Origin of the sequence: Xanthobacter tagetidis (assembly GCF_003667445.1) — a bacterium.
Lineage (GTDB): Bacteria > Pseudomonadota > Alphaproteobacteria > Rhizobiales > Xanthobacteraceae > Xanthobacter > Xanthobacter tagetidis.
In genome coordinates this window covers 74314-96649 of the sequence record NZ_RCTF01000004.1, presented here as the reverse complement: position 1 = coordinate 96649, position 22336 = coordinate 74314, and the positions used below count along the sequence as shown (strand labels likewise).

The window sequence follows — 22336 nt, the reverse complement described above, 5'->3', positions numbered from 1 at the left end:
CGTCGGGGAGGTCCCAGAGGGGAGAGCAGCCCTCGTCTGCGCGGGCTGAACAACAGGCAGAAGCTGAAGAACGGCTCAAGTCTAGGGATGGATGCCAAGTCGAAGGCCGGCAAGGTCTGGGGCAGGTAAAGTCTGGGGCGGGCAAGGTCCGGGCCGGCCATGTCCGGAAATGGACGGCAGGCCTCATTTGGACGCCAAGTTTAAGAACAGACGTCAAGTCTAAGCATGGGCGCCAAGTCTAGGGAAAAAACGCAAAAGGCCAGGCAGCAGACGCGGGATCGGCGGTTCCAGAACCGTCAGACCTTCACAGCGACCCGCATGACAGCGATTTGACAGGGGAGCCGGCCGCAAGAGCCGAGCCGGCGGAAAGCCGGGAGCCGGGGTGAACACCGGTCTTGAAAAAGAAAGGGGCCGTCCGCGCGAGCGAACGGCCCAAGTCTAGGGAGGAAACGCCCAAGGAGGGCAGCGACACAGCGACGCCAATCGCCATGTCGCAGTGCAGCAATAGCCCATTGCGCTGCCAGAAAGCAAGTGTCTGGATGTCGCACGGGCGGGATTTTTTGCAATCGCTTGATCCCATGAGAAGAATTTCCGCGCCGCCCAGGCAGCGGAACGCTGCTGCACCGCCCGCCGGGGCGCTTTGAGTCGAAATCGGGGCGTGCACCGCGGGATACCGGCTCGACGGCCGGTAGCGCCCCGCCGTTTTGCGTTGGCGGGCCCGATGATCTGAGGGCACCGGCCGCCGGCCGGGCGTTCGGGCTTCCGATCGGTCGCGCTTGGGTTATGGGTCGGCCGAGGTGCAGTCGCGCTCAGGATGCCCTCCCTTGGTGTGCGCGCCTGCGGATCGCGTCTTCCAAGCCCTCTCCCATCCGCACGCCGCGAAACGGCCAAGCTGAAGCCTGCGAGCCTCGTCTCCGAATCGGAGCGGGGCACCCGAACGAGATTCCTCCCCCGAGCGCCTCCCCTCCGAATCGGATCGGAGAGCTCGAACCCGACTCCCTCTCTCGCATGCGGGGGAGCAGGGGCAGGGAGCACCGAGGAGAATGGGGAGAGGGCACGGAGGAGGATGGGCGAGGGGTGCATGTCGCCTCTTGATACCTCCCTCTGGGAGCGAATCGTGCCGTGCCCTTGCTGCCCCCGACCGGGACCGGCGTGACCAGGGAAACCGGGACCGGACTCGGCGAGATTCGCGTCGGATCGCGCGGGATTCAGGTGGATTTCGCAGAATTCTCCGGGACCGGCGGGCCGCGGCCCGACGCGCAGCCTCGGCCCGCTCCAGACCCCCAAAAAGAAAGGGGCCGCTCACGAAATCGGAGCGGCCCAAGTCTAGGGAGGAAACGCCCAAGGAGGGCAGCGGCACTGCAACAAGCAATGCCGCGCCGCACTAATATGCGGTTTCCCCCCTTGTGCCGCAAGATCACCCAGCGGTGATTGTTTAGGCAGCTTTGGGCATAAATAAAACCATTTAAATCAAAACCTTGAGCGCATTCTGCCTGCCGGACGGGCGGTGCCGGTGCGTGCGCCTGCCCGCGTTTGAGCCAGTGCCCCCGGCGGCGGGGGGTCCCGCTTGGCCGGCGGCTGAGGCTTTGAAATCAATGGGCATTCATCTTTAGTCGTAGCCGCCGTGCCGTCTCCCGCACCTGCGAACGATCCCGCCCCCGAAATCGTCTTCCGCCCCCGCCCCCCACTTGGCACAGCCCCCCTCCCGCGCTTACGTGCCGCCGCTGGCAACCGGCGCACGCAATCTTCCGACCCCGAGGTGGACCTTCATGACGGCCGTGGCTTTCGATACCTTCGTCCATCAGCTGGCCACCGTCTCGGGGGAGGCGATCCTGCCCTTCTTCCGCACCGCGCTCAGCATCGAGGACAAGAGCCGCGGCCGCGCCTTCGACCCGGTCACCGAGGCCGACCGCGCCGCCGAGCAGGCCATGCGCCAGCTCATCACAACGACCTTTCCGGACCACGGGATCATCGGCGAGGAGTTCGACAACCTGAACCCCGACGCCCCCTACGTCTGGGCGCTCGACCCCATCGACGGCACCAAGTCGTTCATCGCCGGCCTGCCCGCCTGGGGCACGCTGATCGGCCTCCTGAAGGAAAGCGCGGCGGTCTACGGCATGATGCACCAGCCCTTCATCGGCGAGCGCTTCTTCGGCGACGGCCGGAGCGCGCGCTATCAAGGCCCGGCCGGCGAGCGCGCGCTGTTCACCCGCGACTGCGAGCGCCTTGAGGACGCGGTGCTCTACACCACCAGCCCGCGCCTCATGGACGAGGCCGACCGCGCCGCCTTCGAGCGGGTCGAGGCCAGGGTCCGCCTTTCGCGCTATGGCGGCGACTGCTACGCCTATTGCATGGTAGCGGCCGGGCTGATCGACCTCGTGATCGAGACCAATCTGCAGGACCACGACGTGATCGCCTTGGTGCCGATCATCGAGGGGGCGGGCGGCGTCGTGACCAATTGGGAGGGCGGCTCAGCCGTGGCCGGCGGGCGCGTGGTCGCAGCCGGCAGCCGCAAGGCCCACGCGGCGGCGCTGAAGGCGCTCGGCGCCTGAGCCTGCGGCCCGCCGCCGGCTGTTCGGAGCACGCGCCGATCAGCTTGTACGGCAAGCTGATCGGATAACGCGTTCTCTGCCAATGATTCAGAGCGGCGTTCCGGGAATGAAGGCGTCGAAGGCGGCCCAGAACTGGGCGCGGAACAGCTCGCGCTCCATCAGGATCTCGTGCCGGCTCGCCGGCACCACCACGTGGGCGCCGGCGATCAGCCGCGCCGAGAGCTTCTCGATGGCGTCGTTGGTCACCAGCCGGTCGGCACCGGCCACCACCATCAGCAGCGGCTGGCGGATGCCGACCACGGTCTCGGGGTGGGCCAGCCGACCCATGCTCTCATAGGCCGCCGCGAGCCAGCCGATGGTGGGTGATCCCAGGCCCAGCTCCGGGTGGGCGCGCACGATCTCGGCGGTGCGGGTGTAGCGCGCGGCGTCGGAGGTGAGGATGTTGTTCTGGAACGGCATCTCGGTGACGGCGGCGGATCCGCCGCCGGGCACATAGGCGCGCGCGAAGCCGACCAGCGAGAGGCCGCGCGCCAAAGGGCGCACCAGGCCCTCCATGGGCACCACCTCCAGCCCGAGCATCGGCGCGCACAGCACCATGCGGTCGAACCAGCGCCGCCCGGCCACCACCGCCTCCAAGAGGATCGTCCCGCCCATGGAATGGCCGAGCGCGAAGTGCGGCGCCGGGCAGTCGGGCAGAAGCACCTGCTTGGCGAAGGCGTCGAGGTCGGCGAGATAGTCGGAGAAGCGCCGCACATGGCCCTTGCGCGGGTTGCCGGCGAGGCGCTGCGAGCCGCCCTGGCTGCGCCAGTCCAGCACCGCCACCGCGAAGCCGCGCGCCTGGAGGTCGCGCACCACCTCGAAATACTTCTCGATGAATTCGGTGCGCCCGGGCAGCACCGCCACCGTGCCGCGCAGCGTGTCCTGCGCCGGAAAGCGCGCGAACCTCAGGCGCACGCCGTCCGAGGTGGTGATGTCGCCCGTGACGGCGCCTTCCGGGACGGGATTGCTCGGGGTCGGATGAAGGGTCATGAAGGCTCGACGGCGTGCGAGGCGGGGCGGGCGCGATCCCGCGCCCACCGTTACATAAGGATGGCGCCGGCGACAACGCGGCCCTGCCGCAGCCGGGGACCCTGGATCAGGCTCCGCCATCGCTCGGCCGGGAGAGGGCCCCGCCTTGCCGGCGCGGGGCGGGCCATCGCCGCCCCGCGCCCGGCGGATCACGCCTCGCGGATGTCGTTCGCCGCGCGGGCGAGGATCTCGACGATGCGGGTCTCGGCGCCGCGATTGGCGGCGAGGCGCTGCTGGGCGACATCGCGCAGGTTTTCCAGCGCGGCCTCCACGAGGCGCGGCAGCTCGGCGCCGTGGCTCGGGCCGTCCTCGCTCCAGCCCATCCACTTGCGCACGCGGCCCATCTTGAGGCCGATCTCCGACAGGCGCCCGGTGATGGCGTCGGCGAAGTCGCGGTTCTGCGCGAGATAGGCGCGGCCTTCCTCGGTGATGGCGTAGCGCTTCTTCGCGCCGTCCGCCTCGGCGGTGACGTAGCCCGCCTCCTCCAGGAAGGTAAGGGTCGGATAGACCACGCCGGGGCTCGGCGAATACCAGCCGGCGGTCTTCTCCTCGACCAGCTTGATGATCTCGTAGCCGTGCCGCGGCTGCTCGGCGATGAGCGACAAAGCGAGCAGCTTGAGGTCGCCCTGGGCGAGCATCCGGCCGAGGCGGAACATGTCGCCCCCGCCGCCGCGCCCATGGCGTCCGCCGCCACCGCCGCCGCGATGGCCCCAATCGCCGCGGCCGGGGCCGCCGGCGAAGCGCTCGGGATTCCAGCTGGACCTGCATCCGAACATGATTTCGTCTCCTGAGATATGTCGAAAGATATGACTGCGGATTTTATATCGTAAGATATATCTGGAATGCAAGAGGCTGAGCGGGACGCGCGAACGCAGACCGGCCGGATCGCAAGCGCGATCCGGCCGGTCTGGTCTCGACGGATGAAAGACGGGGACGGTGGGCGATCAGTGCCCCAGCGCGGCCATGCCGGCGGGCGCATAGCGCGGGCCCGCCACCTTGTCCGGCGCGAACAGGGTATCGAGCGCGGCGATCTCCGCGCCCGAGAGGCGGATCGTGGTCGCTGCGATGTTTTCCCTGAGGTACTTCTCCCGCCGCGTGCCGGGGATGGGCACCACGTGGTCCTGCTTGTTCAGGATCCAGGCGAGGGCGATCTGCGCGCTGGTCACGCCCTTTTGCGCGGCGAAGTCTGCGAGCGCCTCCACGAGGCGGCGGTTCTGCACCAGCGCCTCGCCCTGGAAGCGCGGATTGGCGCGGCGGAAGTCGCCCTCCGCCAGATTGTCCGTGCTCGCCACCGCGCCGGTCAGGAACGAGCGCCCGAGCGGACTGTAGGCGACGAAGGCGGCGCCGATCTCCTGGGAGGCCGCCAGCATCCCACCCTCGTGATCGCGGGTCCACAGCGAGTACTCGCACTGCACCGCGGTGATGGGATGGACCTTGTGCGCGCGCTTCAGGGTCTCCACGGCGCATTCGGACAGGCCGAGGAAGCGCACCTTGCCGGCCTCCACCAGGCCCTTCATGGCGCCCACCGTGTCCTCGATGGGTGTCTTGGGATCGACCCGATGCAGGTAATAGAGGTCGATGGTGTCGACGCCCAGCCGGGCGAGGCTGGCGTCGCAGGCCGACCGCACATAGTCCGGCGCGCCGCTGACGCCGAGGCGCTCGCCGTTCGGCCCACGCACGAGGCCGAACTTGGTGGCGAGAACCACCTTGTCGCGCCGCCCTTTCAGGAAGCGCGAAAGCAGGCGCTCATTCTGACCGGAGCCGTACATGTCGGCGGTATCGAAGAAATTTATGCCGAGATCGAGCGCCGCTGCTAGGGTTGCGAGCGACTGCTCATCGTCGCTGGGGCCGTAGAATTCGGACATGCCCATGCAGCCGAGGCCGATGGCGGACACGGAAAGACCCGAGCGACCGAGGGGGCGGTGGTCCATGGGGGACCTCCTGGAGATTGGATGGATGAAAGGCCCGGCTGGGGAATTCGGCCGGGCTGGTCAAAAAGTACACCGAATAGTTTACATAAGTCAATGAGCGACGCGCCTGCATCTCCCGCCGCCCCCGGCATCGGCCTGCGCGCGGCCCGCCGCCGCGACCCGCGCGGCACCGGCGCGCGCATCCTTTCCGCCGCGCGCGTCCTGTTCCTGGAGAAGGGCTACGGCGCCACCTCCATGGATGCGGTGGCCGCCGCCGCGCCGGTCTCCAAGCGCACGCTCTACCAGCACTTCGAGAGCAAGGCGGACCTGTTCGCGGCGGTGATCGACGAAGCCTGGTCCCACCTCACCCGCGCCCCGCCGCTGCCGGCGGAGACCGCCGGCTGCCCGCGCGCTGTGCTGCGCGCCTATGTGGATGGGCTGAAGGACCACTGGGACCGGCCGGACGTGATCCCGCTGCTGCGCCTCGTCATCGCCGAGGCGCCGCGCTTCCCGGAACTGTCGCAGGCCTATTTCGCCGCCGGCAAGGAGCCTGTGGTCAAGGCGCTGCACGGCTATTTCTCGACGCTCGCGCAGGAGGGCCGCCTCGCGCCGGGCGCCGATCCCGAATTGGCCGCGGCCCAGTTCCTCGGCGCCATCAAGGAGCCGCTGTTCTGGCCCCGCGTGCTCGGCGTGCCCGTGGCGTTTGACGCCGACGCCACGGTCGAGCGCGCCATCACGGCGACGCTGAAGCCCTGAGGGGCGCATGCGGAGCATGACGCCTTCACGCGGGCAGCGGCGTCATCCGGCCGGCTTGTCCTGCGCCATCCCCGCCTGCGCCGCCTCCACCAGCCGGAACAGGCGCTCGGGCGTCGCCGGCAGGGTGTCGATCTCGATGCCGAGGGGGGAGAGCGCATCCGAGATCGCGTTGGCGATCGCCGCCGGCGCGCCGATGGTGCCGCCCTCGCCCATGCCGCGGAAGCCGCCGAGATTGTTCGGCAGATCGGCCTCGATATGGACGATGCCGATGTCCGGCATGTTGGTGGCCACCGGCACGAGGTAGTCGGCAAGGCTCGCGGTGAGCAACTGCCCGGTCTCGTCGTGCACCACCTCTTCCAGCAGCGCCGCGCCGATGCCCTGCGCCACCGCTCCGTGCACCTGCCCCTCGACGATCAGCGGGTTGATGATGCGTCCGCAATCCTCCGCCACCACGAAATGGGTGACGGTGACGCCGAACGTGTCGCGGTCCACCTCCACCATGGCGAGGTGGGTGGAGGCGCAGGCCGTGCCGAGATAGGGGTCGTAGGTCTCCTCGGCGACGAGGTCCTCGCGCTGGTCGTAGGGGATGCGGCCCATCTGCGAATAGACCGCCCGCGCCACCTCCTTGAAGGTCATGGTGGCGTTGGAGGAGCGGGCGCGGATGAGGCCGTTCCCGGCCTCCAGCTCCTCCATCGGCACGTCCATGAGGTGGGCGGCGGCCTTCAGCACCTTGGTCTTCACCACGCGGGCGCTCTTGGTGGCGGCGCCGCCGCCGAGCACCGCCGAGCGGCTGGCATAGGTGCCGGTGCCCATGGGCACGAGGGCGCTGTCGCCGTGCAGGATCTCCACGTCCTCGAACCGGCAGCCCAATTCGTCCGCGACGATCTGGGCAAGCGTCGTCTCCAGGCCCTGGCCATGGGAGGAGATGCCGAACGCGGCCGTCACCGCGCCGGTGGCGTCGATGCGGATGGCTGCGGTCTCGGTGCCGGTGTTGATCGGCATGCCCGGCGCCACCGCGATGCGCGAGCCGATGCCGGTCAGCTCCGCATAGCTCGCAAGGCCGATGCCCACCCAGCGCCCCTCGGCGCGAGCGGCGTCGCGCGCCTTCACCAGCGCCGGATAGTCCGCGCATGCGCCTTCCAGGCACTCCTGGAACGCGGACTTGTCCCAGATGATGCCGGAGCCGGTGCGGTAGGGAAATTCTTCCGCCGTCACGAGGTTGCGCCGGCGCATCTCCGCCGGGTCCAGGCCGAGCTTCCGCGCGGCCATGTCGATCAGGCGTTCCATGGCGAAGGTGGAGGAGGGCCGCCCGACGCCGCGATAGGGGCCGGTCGGCGGCTTCGGCGTGAGCACGCCGCGCACCCGTCCGCGATAGTGCTGCATGCGGTAGGGGCCGGGCAGGAAGCTGACCACCTGCACCGGCTCCAGCGCCCCGGTCCAGGGATAGACGGAATAGGCGCCGATATCGCCGATCACGTCCGCGCGCAGGCCGATGAGCCGGCCCTCCGCGTCCACCGCCAGCTCGGCGTCGATCAGCTCGTCGAACGCCTGGCTCATGGCGGTGAGGTCCTCCATGCGGTCGGCGGTGAACTTCACCGGACGCTCCAGCTTCTTCGCCAGCACGCAGACCAGCATCTCCTCGTGGTTCAGCGAGCCCTTGCCGCCGAAGCTGCCGCCCACGTCCGGCGCCACCACCCGCAGGCGGTTGCCGGGCAGATCGAGGCAGTCGGCGAGCACGTCGCGCACGATTCCTGGGATGTTGGAGGAGGTGTGGAGCGTGAGCGCGCGCTTCCTCTTGTCCCAGTCGGCGAGATAGGAGCGGTTCTCCATCGGCACCGGGGTCTTGCGCGTCATGCGGAAGCGCCTGCGCACGGTGACCGGCGCCGCGGCGATGGCCGCGTCCACGTCGCCACGCTGGAACTGGCGGGCGATGATGACGTTGCTGCCCGCCTCCTCGTGCAGCAGCGGCGCGCCGGGCTCCACCGCGTCCACCTGCCGGATCGCGAAGGGCAAAGGCTCGTAGGCGATGGCGATCTGATCCAGCGCGTCCTCGGCGGCATAGCGGCTCTCCGCCACGACCGCCACCACCGGCTCGCCGGTGTAGCGCACCTTGTCCTGCGCCAGCGGGCGGATCGGCGTCGCGTAATAGCCGTCCATGCGCGAGGTGGGGATGGCGGGGCGGATGTCGCCGGCAATGTCACGCGCGTCGAAGATGGCGACCACGCCGGGGATGGCGAACGCATCGCCCACGTCGATGGAGAGGATGCGCGCATGCGGCTGGTCCGAGCGGCGCACCGCCACGTGCAGCATGCCGGGCAGCGCGATGTCGTCCACATAGCGCCCGGAGCCGGTCAGCAAACGCGGGTCCTCGGTGCGCCTGATGCGCTGGCCGACGAGCTTGGGGCGCAGCTCGACCGAGGCGTCGGCGGTCCTGGGAGCGTCGGTCACTTGAGCGGCCCCCGCTCGCGGGCGAGTTCGCGCACCGCGTTCACGATGTGCTCGTAGCCGGTGCAGCGGCAGACATTGCCGGAGAGCGCCTCCCGGATCTCGGCGTCGCTTTCCAGCGGGTGGTGCCGCAGCATGTCGGTGATGGTCATGAGGAAGCCCGGCGTGCAGAAGCCGCACTGCAGCGCGTGGTGGGCGCGGAACGCCTCCTGGACGCGGCCGAGCCGGTCCATGGCGCCGAGGCTCTCCACGGTCTCGATGGCGGCGCCGTCGAGCTGCACCGCCAGAAGCAGGCAGGAGCGGGCGCTGCGCCCGTCGAGCAATATGGTGCAGGCGCCGCACACGCCGTGCTCGCAGCCCACATGCGTGCCGGTGAGGCCGATCTCCTGCCGCAGGAAGTCGGACAGCAGCAGGCGCGGGTCGACCGCGCGGGTGTAGGCGATGCCGTTGACGGTGACGGTGATCTCGGCGCGGGCGCTCACTGGGCCGTCTCCGTGGCGCGGGACCATGCGTCGGCGAGCGCGCGGCGGGCGAGCGCGCCGACCAGGTGCCGGCGGTAGTCGGCCGAGGCGTTGAGGTCCGAATTGGGCGCAACCGCCGCCCGCAGCAGGTCCACCGCGCCGTCGAGCGCGCGGTCGTCCATGGCCGAGCCTTCGAGGGCGGCTTCCACCGTGTCCATGCGCGCCGGCATCTCGCCCACGCCCATGGTGGCGACGCGCACGTTGCGGGCGTGGCCGCCCTGGCGTTCCAGCACGACGGCGACGCTGGCGAGCGCGTAGTCGCCGTGGCGCCGCGCGAACTCCTCGAAGCCCCAGCCGGCGCCGGGGGGCAAAGCGTCGATCTCGATGGCGGTGACCATCTCGTGCGGCTCCAAGGCGGTGACGAGCGAGCCGACGAAGAAGTCGCGCGCCGCGACCGCCCGCGTTCCCCGCGACGAGGCGGTGTGCATCAGCCCGTCGAGCAGCAGGGTCATCATGGGCATCTCGGCGGCGGGATCGGCATGGCAGACGCTGCCGCAGAAGGTGCCGCGGTTGCGCACGGTGAGATGCGCCACGTGCTTCATGGCGTGATGGAGCACAGGGACGTGCGCCTTCACCAGTCCGTCCTCCGCCGTCATGCGGTGCCGCACCAGCGCGCCGAGCCTGAGGCGGCCGCCATCGAGCGCGATCGTGTCGAGCCCGGCGATGTGGTTGATGTCCACCAGCACCGTGGGCTTGACCAAGCGGAAGTTGATCATGGGCATGAGGCTCTGCCCGCCGGCCAGCACCTTGCCGTCGCCCCCGGCCGCCGCCAAAATCTCGCCCGCATGGGCGACGGTTTCGGCGCGGACATAGTCGAACCGGGCGGGCTTCATGCGTCGAGTTCCGGCATCTGCGCTTTCATTCCAGAGTTACTTGCATTATTGAACTATGTTAGAGGGTGTCAAGCCGCCGCGCCGATCAGCGCGACCGGGCGGCATGCGGAATCCACGGAGGAATTCGCCGCAATGAAGATCAAAGCCGCCGTCCTGCGCCAGATGGGCGCGGAGCATCCCTACGCCAAGAGCGAGCCCCTCAAGATCGAGGAACTGGAGCTGGACCGGCCCGGCGCCGGCGAGGTGCTGGTGAAGATCGGCGCCGCCGGCCTGTGCCATTCCGACCTCTCGGTCATCAACGGCTCGCGCCCGCGGCCCATGCCCATGGCCATCGGCCACGAGGCGGCGGGCACCGTGGTGGAGGTGGGCGCGGGCGTCGAGGACCTGGTGCCCGGCGACCATGTGGTGATGGTGTTCATGCCGAGCTGCGGCCACTGCCTGCCCTGCGCCGAAGGCCGCCCGGCCTTGTGCGAGCCGGGCGCGGTGGCGAACGGCAAGGGGCGTCTGCTCACCGGCGCCATCCGCCTGCACATGTGCGGCCACGACCATTCCGACGTGCACCACCATCTCGGCTGCTCCGCCTTCGCCGACCATGCGGTGGTCTCGCGCCGCTCGCTGGTGAAGATCGACCGCGACATCCCGCTGCCCATCGCCGCTCTGTTCGGCTGCGCGGTGCTCACCGGCGTCGGCGCGGTCATCAACACCGCGCGGGTGCAGCCGGGCGAGAGCGTCGCGGTAATCGGCCTCGGCGGCGTCGGCCTTGCCGCCGTGCTCGGCGCCATCGCCGCCGGCGCCACCAAGGTGGTGGCGGTGGACCTTTCGCCGGAGAAGCTCGAACTCGCCAAGGCGCTCGGCGCCACGGCCGTGGTGGATGCCCGCGCCCCCGACGCGGTGGAACAGGTCCGTGCTCATGCGGGCGGCGCCGGGGCGGACTTCGCCTTCGAGTTCGCCGGCTCCGCGCGGGCGCTGGAGAACGCCTACAAGATGACCAAGCGCGGCGGAACCACGGTCACCGCCGGCCTGCCGCCGCCCGAAGCGACGCTGCCGGTGAACATCGTCAGCCTGGTGGCGGAGGAGCGCACGGTGAAGGGCAGCTATATCGGCACCTGCGTTCCGGTGCGCGATCTGCCGCGCTATGTGGACCTCTACAAGTCCGGCCGCCTGCCGGTGGACAAGCTGATGAGCGGCGCGATCCCGCTTGACGAGATCAACGCTGGCTTCGACCGGCTGCACGACGGCTCGGTGGTGCGCCTCGTGGTGGATTTCGGCGGCTAGAGCGCGATCCGATCAAATTGAACCAATTTGATCGGTGAATCGCCTTCTCATTTGATGATAGAGCACGCGCCGAACGGGAGACGACTTCATGGACATGACCGGCGAGCAGCGCATTCCCGCCCCGCGGGACGCGGTGTGGCGGGCGCTGAACGACCCCGAGGTGTTGAAAGCCTGCATTCCCGGCTGCCAGGAGCTGAACAAGCTCTCCGACACCGAGATGACCGCGACCGTGGTGCTGAAGGTCGGCCCCGTCAGCGCGCGCTTCTCCGGCGCGGTGACGCTGCTCGACCTCGACCCGCCGAAGAGCTACCGCATCTCGGGCGAGGGCCAGGGCGGCGTCGCCGGCTTCGCCAAGGGCGATGCCAAGGTGAGCCTGGAGGAGGACGGCGCCGAGACCATCCTGCGCTACGAGGTGGAGGCGCAGGTGGGCGGCAAGCTCGCCCAGTTGGGCGCGCGCCTCATCGACGCCACGGCGAAGCAGATGTCCGGCGCCTTCTTCAAGCGCTTCGCGCAGGAGGTGCTGGCCCGGCAGGCCCAGGACGCCGCGCCTGCGCCGCAGGAATCCCCGCAGGAGCCTGCTTCGGCAGCCGCCGCCCCTGCCGGCACGCCCGCTCCGGCAGCGACCGCATCCGAGCCGCCGCCCGCCATCGCACCGGCGCAGGCTCCGCGCGCCGCCGCGCCGGCCGCTCCTCCGGCCGCGCCGGAGACCGGCGCGCTGCGGCCGCTGGCGCTCGGCGTGCTCATGGGCGTCTTCGCCATCGCCGGCTTCGTCTTCGGCGGCATGTCGCAGTCGGCGGGCGGGGGGCTGCCGGTCTCAGGCGCGTTCCTGCTCGCGGTCCTGCTGATCGTCGTCGCCGCCATCGGCTACCTGTTCGGGCGGCTCGACGGCCGGCGCGCCTGAGCCGCGCGCCGGCCCTACCTGAACCAGGCGCCGGAGCGCACCGCGGCGAGGATGGTCAGTCCGTACGCGACCAGCGCTACGGCGAGCGCCGCGAACAGAGCCAGGAGCGAGCCGGTGAGCGCGAGGGCGAGCCAGCCCCCGCCCAGCGCCAGCGCGACGCGCAGGAAGCCGCTTGCCAGCGGCCAGAACAGCCGCCCCGCGCCCTGCGAGGCGAAATAGAGCGACAGGCCGAGGCCGAAGAAGCCGTAGGCCGGCCCGACGATCCGCAGATATTGGCTGCCGGCGGCGATCATGGCCGGGTCGTCGCTGAACAGCGACAGCCACGCGTGCGGCCACAGCGCCGCGGCGATGCCGATCGCCTCGGTGACCAGGAAGGCGAGCCCGCCGCCGAGCAGCGCGATGGAGAGCGCCCGGTCGCCGCGCCCGGCGCCGATATTGGTGCCCACCAGCGCCACCAGCGGCGCGCCGATGCCGAAGATGAGAGGGATCAGCAGGTATTCGAGCCGCGCGCCGGTGCCGAACCCCGCCACCGCCTCGACGCCGGCCGCCGCCGCCACGAGCGCAGTCGCCCCGGCGATGGTGAGGTTGGTCTGGATGGAGGCGATGGCCGAGACCGCGCCGACCTTCAGGATGCCCTTCATGAGCGCCCAGCGCAGGCGCACCCAGCGGAAGCGTGCGGGGTTGCGCCCGGAGGCGACGCGCCACGCCATGGCGAGCGTGCCGACCGCGTAGAACAGCGTCAGCGCCACCCCGCCGCCGGCCACGCCGAGGCCGGGAATGGGGCCGAGCCCGAAGATCAGCACCGGCGAGGCCGGCACCAGAAACACGACGCCCACGCAGATGACGATGGCGGGGAACAGCATGTCGCCCGTACCGCGGATCACGCTCGCCAGCGCATTCATGAGCCACACGAAGACGATGCCCGCGAACACCATGTTGGAATAGACGAGCGCCGCCTCCAGGGCGCCTCCGGTGCCGCCGAGCGCGGTGTAGATGGGCCGCCCGAACAGGAGGAAGACGAGCGAGAAGGCGATGCCCAAAGCGGCGTTGATGACCAGCGCGTGCAGCACCAGCGCATCCGCCTCGTCGCGCCGTCCGGCGCCCAGCGCCCGGGCGACGGCGGAGGAGATGCCGCCGCCCATGGCGCCGGCGGAAATCATGGTCATCAGCATCACCGGCGGAAACACCAGCGCCATGCCGGCGAGCGCGTCGGTGCCGAGGTGCGCGATCCACCAGGTCTCGATCAGCCCGGTGGCCGCCTGCGCCACCATGATGAGCATGTTGGGCCATGCCATGGAGAGCAGCAGCGGCAGCATGGGCGCTTCCACCAGGCGGCGGGTGCGGCCTTCGAGCGACGGAGCGCCGGGGGCGGGCGGAGAGACGGTCGCGTCGGTCATCTTCGGCCTTTCGTGGCGGCTCAGGCGGTTTCGAGGGCGAGGGCGATGCCCTGGCCGCCGCCGATGCACAGCGTGACCATGCCTCGGCGGATGCCGTCGCGGCGCATGCCGTGGAGCAGCCGCGTCACCAGCACGGCGCCGGTGGCGCCGATGGGATGGCCGTGCGCCACCGCGCCGCCCTCCACGTTGACGATGTTTTCCGGCAGGCCGAGCGTGCGCGCCACGGCCAGCGGCACGGCGGCGAACGCCTCGTTGATCTCGATCCGCTCGATATCGCCCAGCGACCAGCCGGCGCGGTCCAGCGCCTTGCGCACGGCCGGCACCGGGCCGAGGCCGAACAGCCCCGGCTCCACCGCCGCGACGCCGTGGCCGGCCAAGCGGCCGAGCGGCGCGAGGCCGTTGGCATCGGCGAAGCCGCGGCGCGACACCACCATGGCCGCCGCGCCGCTGTTGAGCCCCGGCGCGTTGCCGGCGGTGATGGTGCCGTCGGGCCGGAAGGCGGGCTTCAGCCGGGCGAGGATGTCCCGGGTGGTCTCCGGGCGTGGCGCCTCGTCGGTGTCGAAGCGCTCCGGACCCTTGCGGCCCTTCACCTCCACGGCGACGATCTCATCCGTGAAGCAGCCCGCCGCCTGGGCTGCGGCGAAGCGCTCCTGCGAGCGTGCGGCGAAGGCGTCCTGGTCGGCGCGGCTGATCTGCATCTGCGCCACGAGGTCCTCGGTGTGCCAGCCGGAATGCGCGCCGGAGAAGGCGTCGTTGAGGCCGTCCGTCAGCATGCTGTCGAGGATGGTCGCCGGACCCATGCGGTAGCCCCAGCGCCCGCCGTCCATCAGGTAGGGCGCGCGGTCCATGTTCTCCATGCCGCCGGCCACCGCGGCCTCGATGTCTCCGGCACCGATCTCCTGGGCCGCGGTGAGGATCGCCTGCGCCCCGGAGCCGCACACGCGGTTGACGGTCATGGCCGGCACCGAAACCGGGAGGCCGCCTCCGATCGCCGCCTGGCGGGCCGGGTTCATGCGGTTTCCGGCCTGGATCACGTTGCCCATGATGACCGAGCCGATGCGGTCCGGAGCGAGGCCGGCACGGCGCAGGGTCTCGCGCACCACCACGGCGCCGAGCTCGGTGGCGGGGGTGCCCTTCAGCGCCCCGTTATAGGCGCCGATGGCGGTGCGCACCGGCTGGGTGATGAGGATGTCGGCTGAGGTTGTCATCGGAAGTTCTCCTTCGGTCGCGCGAGCAGGGCTCAGGCGACGGGAACCGCGCCGGCCGGCGGGCGGTCCGCGAATTGGGGGGCAACCTCCGGCAGGAACGATCCCTCAAGCGTGCTCGCGGCGTCGAGACGGGAGAGCTCGTCGCCGGAGAGCGCAAGCGACAGCGCGGCGAGGTTGCTCTTCAGCTGGTCGAGCGTCCGCGGCCCGATCATGGGCACGCTCGGATGGCTCGCGGCCCACGCGATCGCCACCTGGTCGGGCGGCACGCCGCGGGCGCCGGCGATGTCGAGCACGGTGTCGACGACCGCCGAGCGCTGCGCCGAGTTCTCGGCCTGGAACACGCGCCCGCCCAATGCTTCGGCACGGCCGGTCTCGCCGCGCCGGTACTTTCCGGTGAGCACGCCGCCGCCGAGCGGAGACCAGGTGACGATCCCCATCCCGAGTGCGCGCGCGGCGGGAAACAGGTCAGCCTCGGGGGCGCGATGGACCAGGGAATGCTCGAACTGGGCCGCGGCGATGGGCGCCGCGCGGCTCATCTCGGCGAGCGTCGCCGCACGGGCGAGGCGCCAGGCGGGAAAGTTCGACAGGCCGCCGAACAGGATCTTGCCGGCGCGGGCCAGGTCGTCGAGCCCGCGCACGATCTCCTCGGCCGGCGTCACGCCGTCGGGATGGTGCACCCAGAACAGGTCGACGCGATCCGTCCTGAGGCGCTTGAGGCTCGCTTCGAGCGAGGCGACCATGGCCTTGCGGCTATTGCCGGTGACAAGCCGGTCCGCGCCCGCTTTGTCGCCGTTCGCGAACTTGGTGGCGAGCACGAACCGCTCCCGGCGGCCGTCGAGCAGACCGCCGAGCATCTCCTCGGACTGGCCGAACTGGTAGACGTCGGCCGTGTCTATGAAGTTTCCGCCCGCCTCGTCATAGGCGTTGAAGATGGCGGCGCCGGTCGCGGCGTCGGCGCCATAGCCCCAGCCGGTACCGAAGGTCGCGGTGCCGAGGGCGATCTTCGAGACCATCAGGCCGGTGCGTCCGAAGGGGATATAGTCCATGTGTCTGTTCACCATGCGGGGTGCGGCGGGGCAGCAACCCAGGGGGATGAGGAAATGCCTGCCCGGCCTGAGGCCGCGCAGGGACGAGCGATTTGCGGGCATATACCTGCAAAAGGGCGAAAAACGAGCGGTCAGAGGGCTTCGAGGGCCTCCTGCAGCAGCTTCAGATTGTCCGGGCCGAAACGGTCCTCCACCTCCTTCTGGCAGGCCTGCCAGAGCGGTGTCGCAGCGGCGAGCGTCGCCGATCCGGTCTCGGTGAGCCTAACGACCGCCTCCCTCTGGTCCTTGCCGCGGCCCGACTTCACCAGCTTCATGCGCTCCAGCACCCGCACGTTCCGGCCGATGGTGGAGCGGTCGAGCCCGGAAAGGGCGCCGAGTTCCGTAAGGCTGATGCCCTCGGTGCGGGCAATCCGGCGCAGCAGCCCGTACTGGGCGACGTTGATGCCGGAGGGCGCCAGGCCCTCGTCATAGCGCGCCGAGATCTTCCGGGCCGCCATCCTCAGATTGGCACAATAGCAGGGAGACGTCATGAATGTGGGTATATGCCCGGAAGCGCCCTTTGTCCAGCCCGCCTGTGCCGCCTCCGCCGGAAGCGGCGCCGGGCCGCGCCTCAGCCTGGGCGGGCCGAGAGCAGCCGCAGTGCGTTGAGCGTCACCAGCACGGTAGCCCCGGTATCGGCGAGGATGGCCGGCCACAAGCCGGTGATGCCGGCGATGGTGGTCACCAGGAACACCGCCTTCAGCCCGAGCGCGATGGCGATGTTCTGGTGGATGTTGCCCATGGTGCGACGGGAGAGGTCGATGATCGCCGCCACGTCCTTCACCCGGCCGTGCAGCACCGCGGCGTCCGCCGTCTCCAGCGCCACGTCGGTGCCGCCGCCCATGGCGATGCCGATGTCGGCGGCCGCGAGGGCGGGGGCGTCGTTGATGCCGTCGCCCACGTTCGCCACCACCGCGCCTTGGCGCTTCAGCGCGCCGACCGCGTCGAGCTTGTCCTGCGGCAGCAGCTCGGCGCGCACCTCGATGCCGAGCGCCGCGCCGATGGCCTCGGCGGTGCGCCGGTTGTCGCCGGTGAGCATGAGGGTGCGGATGCCCTGCGCCGCCAGCGCGCTTATCCCGTCGGCGGCGTCCGGGCGCGGCTCGTCGCGCATGGCGATCACGCCCGCGACGGCGCCGTCCGCCACCACCACGGAGCAGGTCTTGCCCGCGCTGTTGAGGTCGGCGATGCGCGCCTCCAGCTCCGGGCCGAGCGGCGCCAGCGCGGCGGCGGCGCGGGGCGAGACCAGGAACACCTCCCGGCCCTCGACCAGGCCCGAGACGCCCTTGCCGCCCATGGCCTTCGCCGCCTCGGCCGGAACCGGCGCGATGCCCTCGGCCTCGGCACGGGACAGGATGGCGTGGGCCAGCGGATGGCTCGATCCCGCCTCCAGCGCGGCGGCGAGCGCCAGGACCTCGACCTCGGGCCGTCCGGCGGCGAGGATGTCGGTCACCTGCGGCTTGCCCGCGGTGAGGGTGCCGGTCTTGTCGAAGCACACGACCGTGACCTTGCGCGCCGTCTCCAGCACCGCGCCGCCCTTCATCAGGAGCCCGCGCCGGGCACCGGCGGCAAGGCCGGAAGCGATGGCGGCCGGGGTGGAGATGACCAGCGCGCACGGGCAGCCGATGAGCAGGATGGCGAGGCCCTTGTAGATCCATTCGTCCCAGCCGGCGCCGAAGGCGAGCGGCGGCGCCACCGCCACCAGCGCCGCCACCGCCACCACCGCGGGCGTGTAGTAGCGCGCGAAGCCGTCGATGAAGCGCTCGGTGGGCGCGCGCGCCTCCTGCGCCTCCTCCACCAGGCGGACCACGCGGGCAATGGTGTTGTCCTGCGCCGCCGCGGTCACCCGGATGCGCAGCGCCGCCTCGCCGTTCACCGTGCCGGCGAACACCGCGGCGCCGGGCTCCTTCGCCACCGGCGCGCTCTCGCCCGTGACCGGGCTCTCGTCGACGCCGCTCTCGCCGGACAGCACCACGCCGTCGGCGGCGATGCGCTCGCCGGGACGGACCAGGACGACGTCGCCCAAAACAAGCCGGTCTGCCGGGATTTCGCGCGTGGTCCCGTCGCGCTCGACCAGCGCGGTCTTGGGCACCAGCGCCGCCAGCGCGCGGATGCCGGCGCGGGCGCGGCCGGCCGCAACCCCTTCCAGCAGCTCGCCCACCAGGAACAGGAACACCACCGCCGCCGCCTCTTCGGCCGCGCCGATGACCACCGCGCCGACCGCGGCGATGGTCATCAGCATCTCGATGGTGAACGGCATTCCGTTGCCCGCCGCCGCGATGGCGCGGCGGGCGATGGGCACGAGGCCGACCAGCATCGCGACGATGAAGATCCAGTCCTTCGCGGCCGGCAGGAGGAAGCCGGCGCCGAACGCCGCTGCCAGCGCCGCGCCGCTCGCCAGCGTCAGGCGCGCCTTGGCGGTGGTCCACCACCGCCCGTCTGCCGGCGCGGCATGGTCGTGGCCGCCCGGCGGGTGGGCATTGGCCGTCACATCCGCATCGCCTGCCGCAGGCGGCGTCCGATCGTCATGGGCGTGCCCCGCGTGTCCGTGGTCGTGGCCATGATGATCGTGCCCACAGCAGGCGCCCGCCTCCGGCTGTGCCTCGGCCGGAGCGCCGGTCGCGGGCAAGGGCGCGAGCGTGTAGCCCATGGGCGCGAGGCGGCGCGTCAGAGCCGTCAGGTCGAGCCCTTCCGCGTGCCGCACCGACACCGTGCCGGCCGCCACCGAGACGGAGATCTCGGTGATGCCCTCCACCCGCTGCCCCGCGCCCTCGATCTTGGCGGCGCAGGAGGCGCAGTCCATGCCCGTGACGCGGAACCGGCTGAGAACCTGCGGAGCGTTCATCCTGCGGCCTTTCTGCTCGCCCTTCCATTCCTTCGGCCGGCACCCTAAATGCTCTAGCGACTAGAGGAGCAAGTCCCATGTCCAACCGCACGGCAGGACCGGCACACCCGGCCAGCGCGAACAAACCGCCGGATGCGCTCCAGAGCATCGGCGCTGCGGCGCGGGCAAGCGGCGTGAAGGTTCCCACCATCCGTTTCTACGAAGAGGCCGGCCTCCTGCCGCCGCTGCCGCGCACCGAGGGCAACCGCCGGCTCTACGGGGCGGACGCGGTGAAGCGGCTCGTCTTCATCCGCCATGCGCGCGAACTCGGGTTCGAGCTCGACGCCATCCGCACGCTGCTGCAGCTCCAGGACCGCCCGGACCAGTCGTGCGCCGAGGCCGACGCCATCGCCGGCGCGCGGCTCGGAGAAGTGCGCCGGCGCATCTCGGCGCTCAAGGCGCTGGAGGCGGAGCTGGCGCAGATGGTCGAGGCCTGCGCCCACGGCCGGGTGGCCGACTGCCGGGTGATCGAGACTTTGGCCGACCATGCCCATTGCCGCTTCCATGCAGCGGCCGCCGGGCCGGCGGAAATGCCGGTCCGGGCGGCGAAGCGGCGGCAGCCGCCCAAGGGGTGAGTGCGCGACGGCAGCCTACGTCCGGTTCGGCCGCTTGGCGGCTTTGTCCTCCATCAGCTCGTACCACATGGCGTTGAGCACCGCGAAGGCGGCCGCGAGCGGCAGCCCGAGCATCCAGGCGAAGTACCACATGACGCGTCTCCCTCAGTAGGCGTGGCTGCTGTCGTCGGCGATCGCGCGCGCGTCCACCTTGCCCCAGAGCACGCGGTAGACCCACGCGGTGTAGGCGAGGACGATCGGCACGAAGATCGCGGCACAGACCAGCATGATGAACAAGGTGAGATGGCTCGACGAGGCATCCCACACCGTCAGGCTGGAGCGCAGGTCCACCGACGACGGCAGGATGAAGGGGAACATGGAAAGTCCCACCGTCGAGATGATCCCGAAGATCGACGCCGAGCTTGCGAGGAACGCCCCGCCCTGGGAGCGCGAGCCGAGCAGCGCGAGACTTCCCAGCGCGCCGAGGACGCCCAGCGCCGGCCCCGCCAGCATCCAGGGATGGGCGGAGAAGTTGGCGAGCCAGGCCCCCGGGGCGAGTGCCACCGTCTTGGCCAGCGGGTTGGAGGGGCCGTCCGCCGGGATCGTGCCGACGATGTGATAGCCCATGCCGGCGAGCCACAGCCACGCGCCGCCGAGGGCGAACAGCGCGACGGTGGCGACCGCGGCGATGCGGCCGACGGCGCGGGCGCGGCCGGCGACCGCGCCGTCGGTCTTCAGCGCCAGCCAGCCGGCGCCGTGCATGGCGAGCATCGCCACCGACAGCAGCCCGCACAGAAGGCCGTAGGGGTTGAGCAGCTCGAACAGGGTGCTCCCGTCGTAGAAGATCCGCAGGTCGGTGTCGAAGTGGAAGCGCACGCCCTGAAGCACGTTGCCCACGGCCACGCCCATCACCAGCGCCGGCACGAGGCCGCCGACGAACAGCGCCCAGTCCCAGCCGCTGCGCCATGAAGCGCTCTCGCGCTTGGAGCGATACTTGAAGCCCACGGGCCGCAGGATGAGCGCGAACAGGATCGCGAACATCGCGAGGTAGAAGCCCGAGAACGAGACCGCATAGAGCGGTGGCCAGGCGGCGAAGATGGCGCCGCCGCCGAGGATCAGCCACACTTGGTTGCCTTCCCAGACCGGGCCGACGGCGTTGATGACCACGCGCCGTTCGAGGTCGGTCTTGGCGACGAACGGCAGCAGGATGGCGGTGCCGAGATCGAACCCGTCCATAATGGCGAAGCCGATCAGCAGCACGCCGAGCAGCAGCCACCAGATCACGCGCAGGGTGTCGTAGTCGATGAGGGTGTGAAGGATCATGGGTCCTACTCCGCAGCGGCGAAGGCTTGGGGGATCAGCTCGGCCTCCGGCGCGTCGTCCGGCTCGGGGCCCTTGCGGACGGCGCGCAGCATCAAAGACATCTCGATCACGAAGAGCACCGTGTAGATCGCCACGAAGCCGACCAGCGTGGCGAGCACGGTGGTGGCGCCGAGGCTGGAGACGCCCGCCACGGTGGGCAGCACGCCCTCGATGTTCCAGGGCTGGCGGCCGACTTCCGCCACCACCCAGCCCAGTTCCGCCGCCAGCCACGGCAGCGGGATGGCCAGCACCGCGAGGCGCAGCAGCAGCGGGTAGCGGTCGAGCCTGCGCCGGGCCGAGAGCACGAAGAACAGGGCGAGGAAGGCGATGAAGAAGAAGCCCAGCCCCACCATGACGCGGAACGACCAGAACAGGGTCGGCACGCTGGGCACGGTGTCCCACGCGGCGGCCTTGATCTGCGCCGGCGTCGCCTGCCGCGGGTCGTCCACATAGCGCTTGAGCAGCAGCGCATAGCCGAGATTGTGCCCATCGGCCTCGAAGGCCTGCCGCGCGGCGGGCGGAATGGCCTGCGAGCTGCCGGCGGAGCGGATCTGCTGCAGGGCGTCGAACGCCTTGATGCCGGAGGCGATGTTGCGCTCGGCGCCGGCCACCAGTTCCTCGATGCCGGGGATCTGCTGGGTCAGCGAGCGGGTGGCGATCAGGCCGAGCACCCAGGGAATGCGCACGGCATAATGGGTCTCGCGTGCGCTCTCGCTCGGGAAGCCGAACAGGGTGAAGCCGGCGGGAGCGGGCTCGGTCTCCCACATGGCCTCGATGGCCGCGAGCTTCATCTTCTGGTGCTCGGTGGTGAGGTAGCCGCTCTCGTCCCCGAGCACGACCACCGACAGCGCCGACGCCAGGCCGAACGAGGCGGCGACCGTCATCGAGCGCTTGGCGAGGTCCGCATGGCGGCCCTTCAGCAGGTACCAGGCCGAGACGCCGAGCACGAAGATGGAGGCGGTCACGTAGCCCGCCGAGACGGTGTGCACGAACTTCGCCTGCGCCACCGGGTTGGTCAGCACCGCGAAGAAGTCCACCACCTCCATGCGCATGGTCTGCGGGTTGAAGGCCGCCCCGACCGGATTCTGCATCCAGCCATTGGCGACGAGGATCCACAGCGCGGAGAGGTTCGAGCCCAGCGCCACCGCCCAGGTGGTGACGAGGTGGCCCACCTTGGTCATCCTGTCCCAGCCGAAGAAGAACAGGCCGACGAAGGTCGCTTCCAGGAAGAAGGCCATTAGGCCCTCGATCGCGAGCGGCGCGCCGAAGATGTCGCCCACATAGTGGCTGTAATAGCTCCAGTTCATGCCGAACTGGAATTCCATGACGATGCCGGTGGCGACGCCAAGCACGAAGTTGATGCCGAACAGGGTGCCCCAGAACTTCGTCATCTGCCGCCAGATCGGCCGCCCGGTCATCACATAGACCGTCTCCATGATGGCGAGCAGCACGGAGAGGCCGAGGGTGAGCGGCACGAACAGGAAGTGGTAGAGCGCCGTCATCGCGAATTGCAGACGCGAGAGATCGACTACGTTGAGTTCCATGGTGTGGTTCCGGTGTCGTCCGGTCTCCTGGCTTGGACGCCGCC

The 22336-nt window shown here is 70.5% G+C and carries 19 protein-coding genes; 5 read left to right on the top strand and 14 right to left on the bottom strand.

The genetic code is table 11. The annotated features are described in order from the left end of the window. Positions 1-1769: 1769 nt before the first annotated feature. Positions 1770-2552, top strand: coding sequence for a histidinol-phosphatase (gene hisN / locus D9R14_RS06515; RefSeq protein ID WP_121622511.1), 783 nt, complete (start codon positions 1770-1772; stop codon positions 2550-2552). Positions 2553-2639: 87 nt separating this feature from the next. On the opposite strand, the gene D9R14_RS06510 is transcribed toward hisN, so the two are convergent. The 3 genes from D9R14_RS06510 to D9R14_RS06500 all read right to left on the bottom strand — a co-directional run bounded on the left by D9R14_RS06510 (position 2640) and on the right by D9R14_RS06500 (position 5551). Further along, positions 2640-3581 carry an alpha/beta fold hydrolase gene (locus D9R14_RS06510; RefSeq protein ID WP_121622510.1) on the bottom strand — a complete coding sequence of 314 codons (942 nt, stop codon included), beginning with the start codon at positions 3579-3581 and terminating at the stop codon, positions 2640-2642. 188 nt (positions 3582-3769) lie between these two features. Further along, entirely contained in the window at positions 3770-4396 is a 627-nt protein-coding gene (locus tag D9R14_RS06505; RefSeq protein ID WP_121622509.1) for a PadR family transcriptional regulator, read from the bottom strand. 168 nt (positions 4397-4564) lie between these two features. Further along, entirely contained in the window at positions 4565-5551 is a 987-nt protein-coding gene (locus tag D9R14_RS06500; RefSeq protein ID WP_121622508.1) for an aldo/keto reductase, read from the bottom strand. A 93-nt stretch (positions 5552-5644) separates the two neighbouring features. On the opposite strand from D9R14_RS06500, the gene D9R14_RS06495 reads away from it, so the two are divergent. Then, positions 5645-6286, top strand: coding sequence for a TetR/AcrR family transcriptional regulator (locus D9R14_RS06495; RefSeq protein ID WP_170168530.1), 642 nt, complete (start codon positions 5645-5647; stop codon positions 6284-6286). 42 nt (positions 6287-6328) lie between these two features. Here D9R14_RS06495 and D9R14_RS06490 read toward each other — a convergent pair whose 3' ends face one another. The 3 genes from D9R14_RS06490 to D9R14_RS06480 are packed head-to-tail and all read right to left on the bottom strand — an operon-like array spanning position 6329 to position 10085. Continuing rightward, positions 6329-8734 (bottom strand): xanthine dehydrogenase family protein molybdopterin-binding subunit, encoded by a 2406-nt coding sequence (locus tag D9R14_RS06490; protein WP_121622506.1) that lies wholly within the window; start codon positions 8732-8734, stop codon positions 6329-6331. After that, positions 8731-9240 (bottom strand): (2Fe-2S)-binding protein, encoded by a 510-nt coding sequence (locus tag D9R14_RS06485; protein WP_121622505.1) that lies wholly within the window; start codon positions 9238-9240, stop codon positions 8731-8733. The genes D9R14_RS06490 and D9R14_RS06485 overlap by 4 nt, the downstream gene beginning before the upstream one ends. Continuing rightward, the gene (locus tag D9R14_RS06480) at positions 9210-10085 is read right to left on the bottom strand and encodes an FAD binding domain-containing protein (protein WP_121622504.1); all 876 of its coding nucleotides are present in this window, start codon (positions 10083-10085) and stop codon (positions 9210-9212) included. The genes D9R14_RS06485 and D9R14_RS06480 overlap by 31 nt, the downstream gene beginning before the upstream one ends. A gap of 132 nt (positions 10086-10217) precedes the next feature. Between D9R14_RS06480 and D9R14_RS06475 the strand changes: the two genes are divergently transcribed. Together D9R14_RS06475 and D9R14_RS06470 are read left to right on the top strand one after the other, a co-directional pair. Further along, the gene (locus tag D9R14_RS06475; RefSeq protein WP_121622503.1) at positions 10218-11360 is read left to right on the top strand and encodes a zinc-dependent alcohol dehydrogenase family protein; all 1143 of its coding nucleotides are present in this window, start codon (positions 10218-10220) and stop codon (positions 11358-11360) included. 88 nt (positions 11361-11448) lie between these two features. Continuing rightward, a complete protein-coding gene (locus D9R14_RS06470; protein ID WP_121622502.1) occupies positions 11449-12261 on the top strand; it encodes an SRPBCC family protein in 813 nt (270 codons plus the stop codon). 14 nt (positions 12262-12275) lie between these two features. Here the strand turns inward: D9R14_RS06470 and D9R14_RS06465 are convergent, their stop codons facing one another. From D9R14_RS06465 to D9R14_RS06445, 5 genes are all read right to left on the bottom strand, one after another. Then, positions 12276-13658 carry an MATE family efflux transporter gene (locus tag D9R14_RS06465; RefSeq protein WP_121622501.1) on the bottom strand — a complete coding sequence of 461 codons (1383 nt, stop codon included), beginning with the start codon at positions 13656-13658 and terminating at the stop codon, positions 12276-12278. A gap of 20 nt (positions 13659-13678) precedes the next feature. After that, positions 13679-14866, bottom strand: coding sequence for a thiolase family protein (locus D9R14_RS06460; RefSeq protein ID WP_121622500.1), 1188 nt, complete (start codon positions 14864-14866; stop codon positions 13679-13681). Positions 14867-14898: 32 nt separating this feature from the next. Then, positions 14899-15912 (bottom strand): aldo/keto reductase, encoded by a 1014-nt coding sequence (locus tag D9R14_RS06455; protein WP_121622499.1) that lies wholly within the window; start codon positions 15910-15912, stop codon positions 14899-14901. Between the two features lie 131 nt (positions 15913-16043). Continuing rightward, a complete protein-coding gene (locus tag D9R14_RS06450) occupies positions 16044-16409 on the bottom strand; it encodes a MarR family winged helix-turn-helix transcriptional regulator (protein ID WP_245420603.1) in 366 nt (121 codons plus the stop codon). A gap of 113 nt (positions 16410-16522) precedes the next feature. After that, positions 16523-18793 (bottom strand): heavy metal translocating P-type ATPase, encoded by a 2271-nt coding sequence (locus tag D9R14_RS06445; protein ID WP_121622497.1) that lies wholly within the window; start codon positions 18791-18793, stop codon positions 16523-16525. Between the two features lie 77 nt (positions 18794-18870). On the opposite strand from D9R14_RS06445, the gene D9R14_RS06440 reads away from it, so the two are divergent. Continuing rightward, positions 18871-19407 (top strand): MerR family transcriptional regulator, encoded by a 537-nt coding sequence (locus D9R14_RS06440; protein ID WP_121622496.1) that lies wholly within the window; start codon positions 18871-18873, stop codon positions 19405-19407. Between the two features lie 15 nt (positions 19408-19422). Here D9R14_RS06440 and cydX read toward each other — a convergent pair whose 3' ends face one another. Genes cydX through D9R14_RS06425 form a run of 3 tightly spaced genes read right to left on the bottom strand, consistent with a single transcriptional unit; the run spans position 19423 to position 22292 of the window. Beyond that, the gene (cydX, locus tag D9R14_RS06435) at positions 19423-19539 is read right to left on the bottom strand and encodes a cytochrome bd-I oxidase subunit CydX (protein WP_121622495.1); all 117 of its coding nucleotides are present in this window, start codon (positions 19537-19539) and stop codon (positions 19423-19425) included. A gap of 12 nt (positions 19540-19551) precedes the next feature. Continuing rightward, positions 19552-20709: a cytochrome d ubiquinol oxidase subunit II gene (gene cydB / locus D9R14_RS06430; protein WP_121622494.1), complete on the bottom strand. Its 1158-nt coding sequence runs from the start codon at positions 20707-20709 to the stop codon at positions 19552-19554. 5 nt (positions 20710-20714) lie between these two features. Further along, the gene (locus D9R14_RS06425) at positions 20715-22292 is read right to left on the bottom strand and encodes a cytochrome ubiquinol oxidase subunit I (RefSeq protein WP_121622493.1); all 1578 of its coding nucleotides are present in this window, start codon (positions 22290-22292) and stop codon (positions 20715-20717) included. Positions 22293-22336 lie beyond the last annotated feature (44 nt).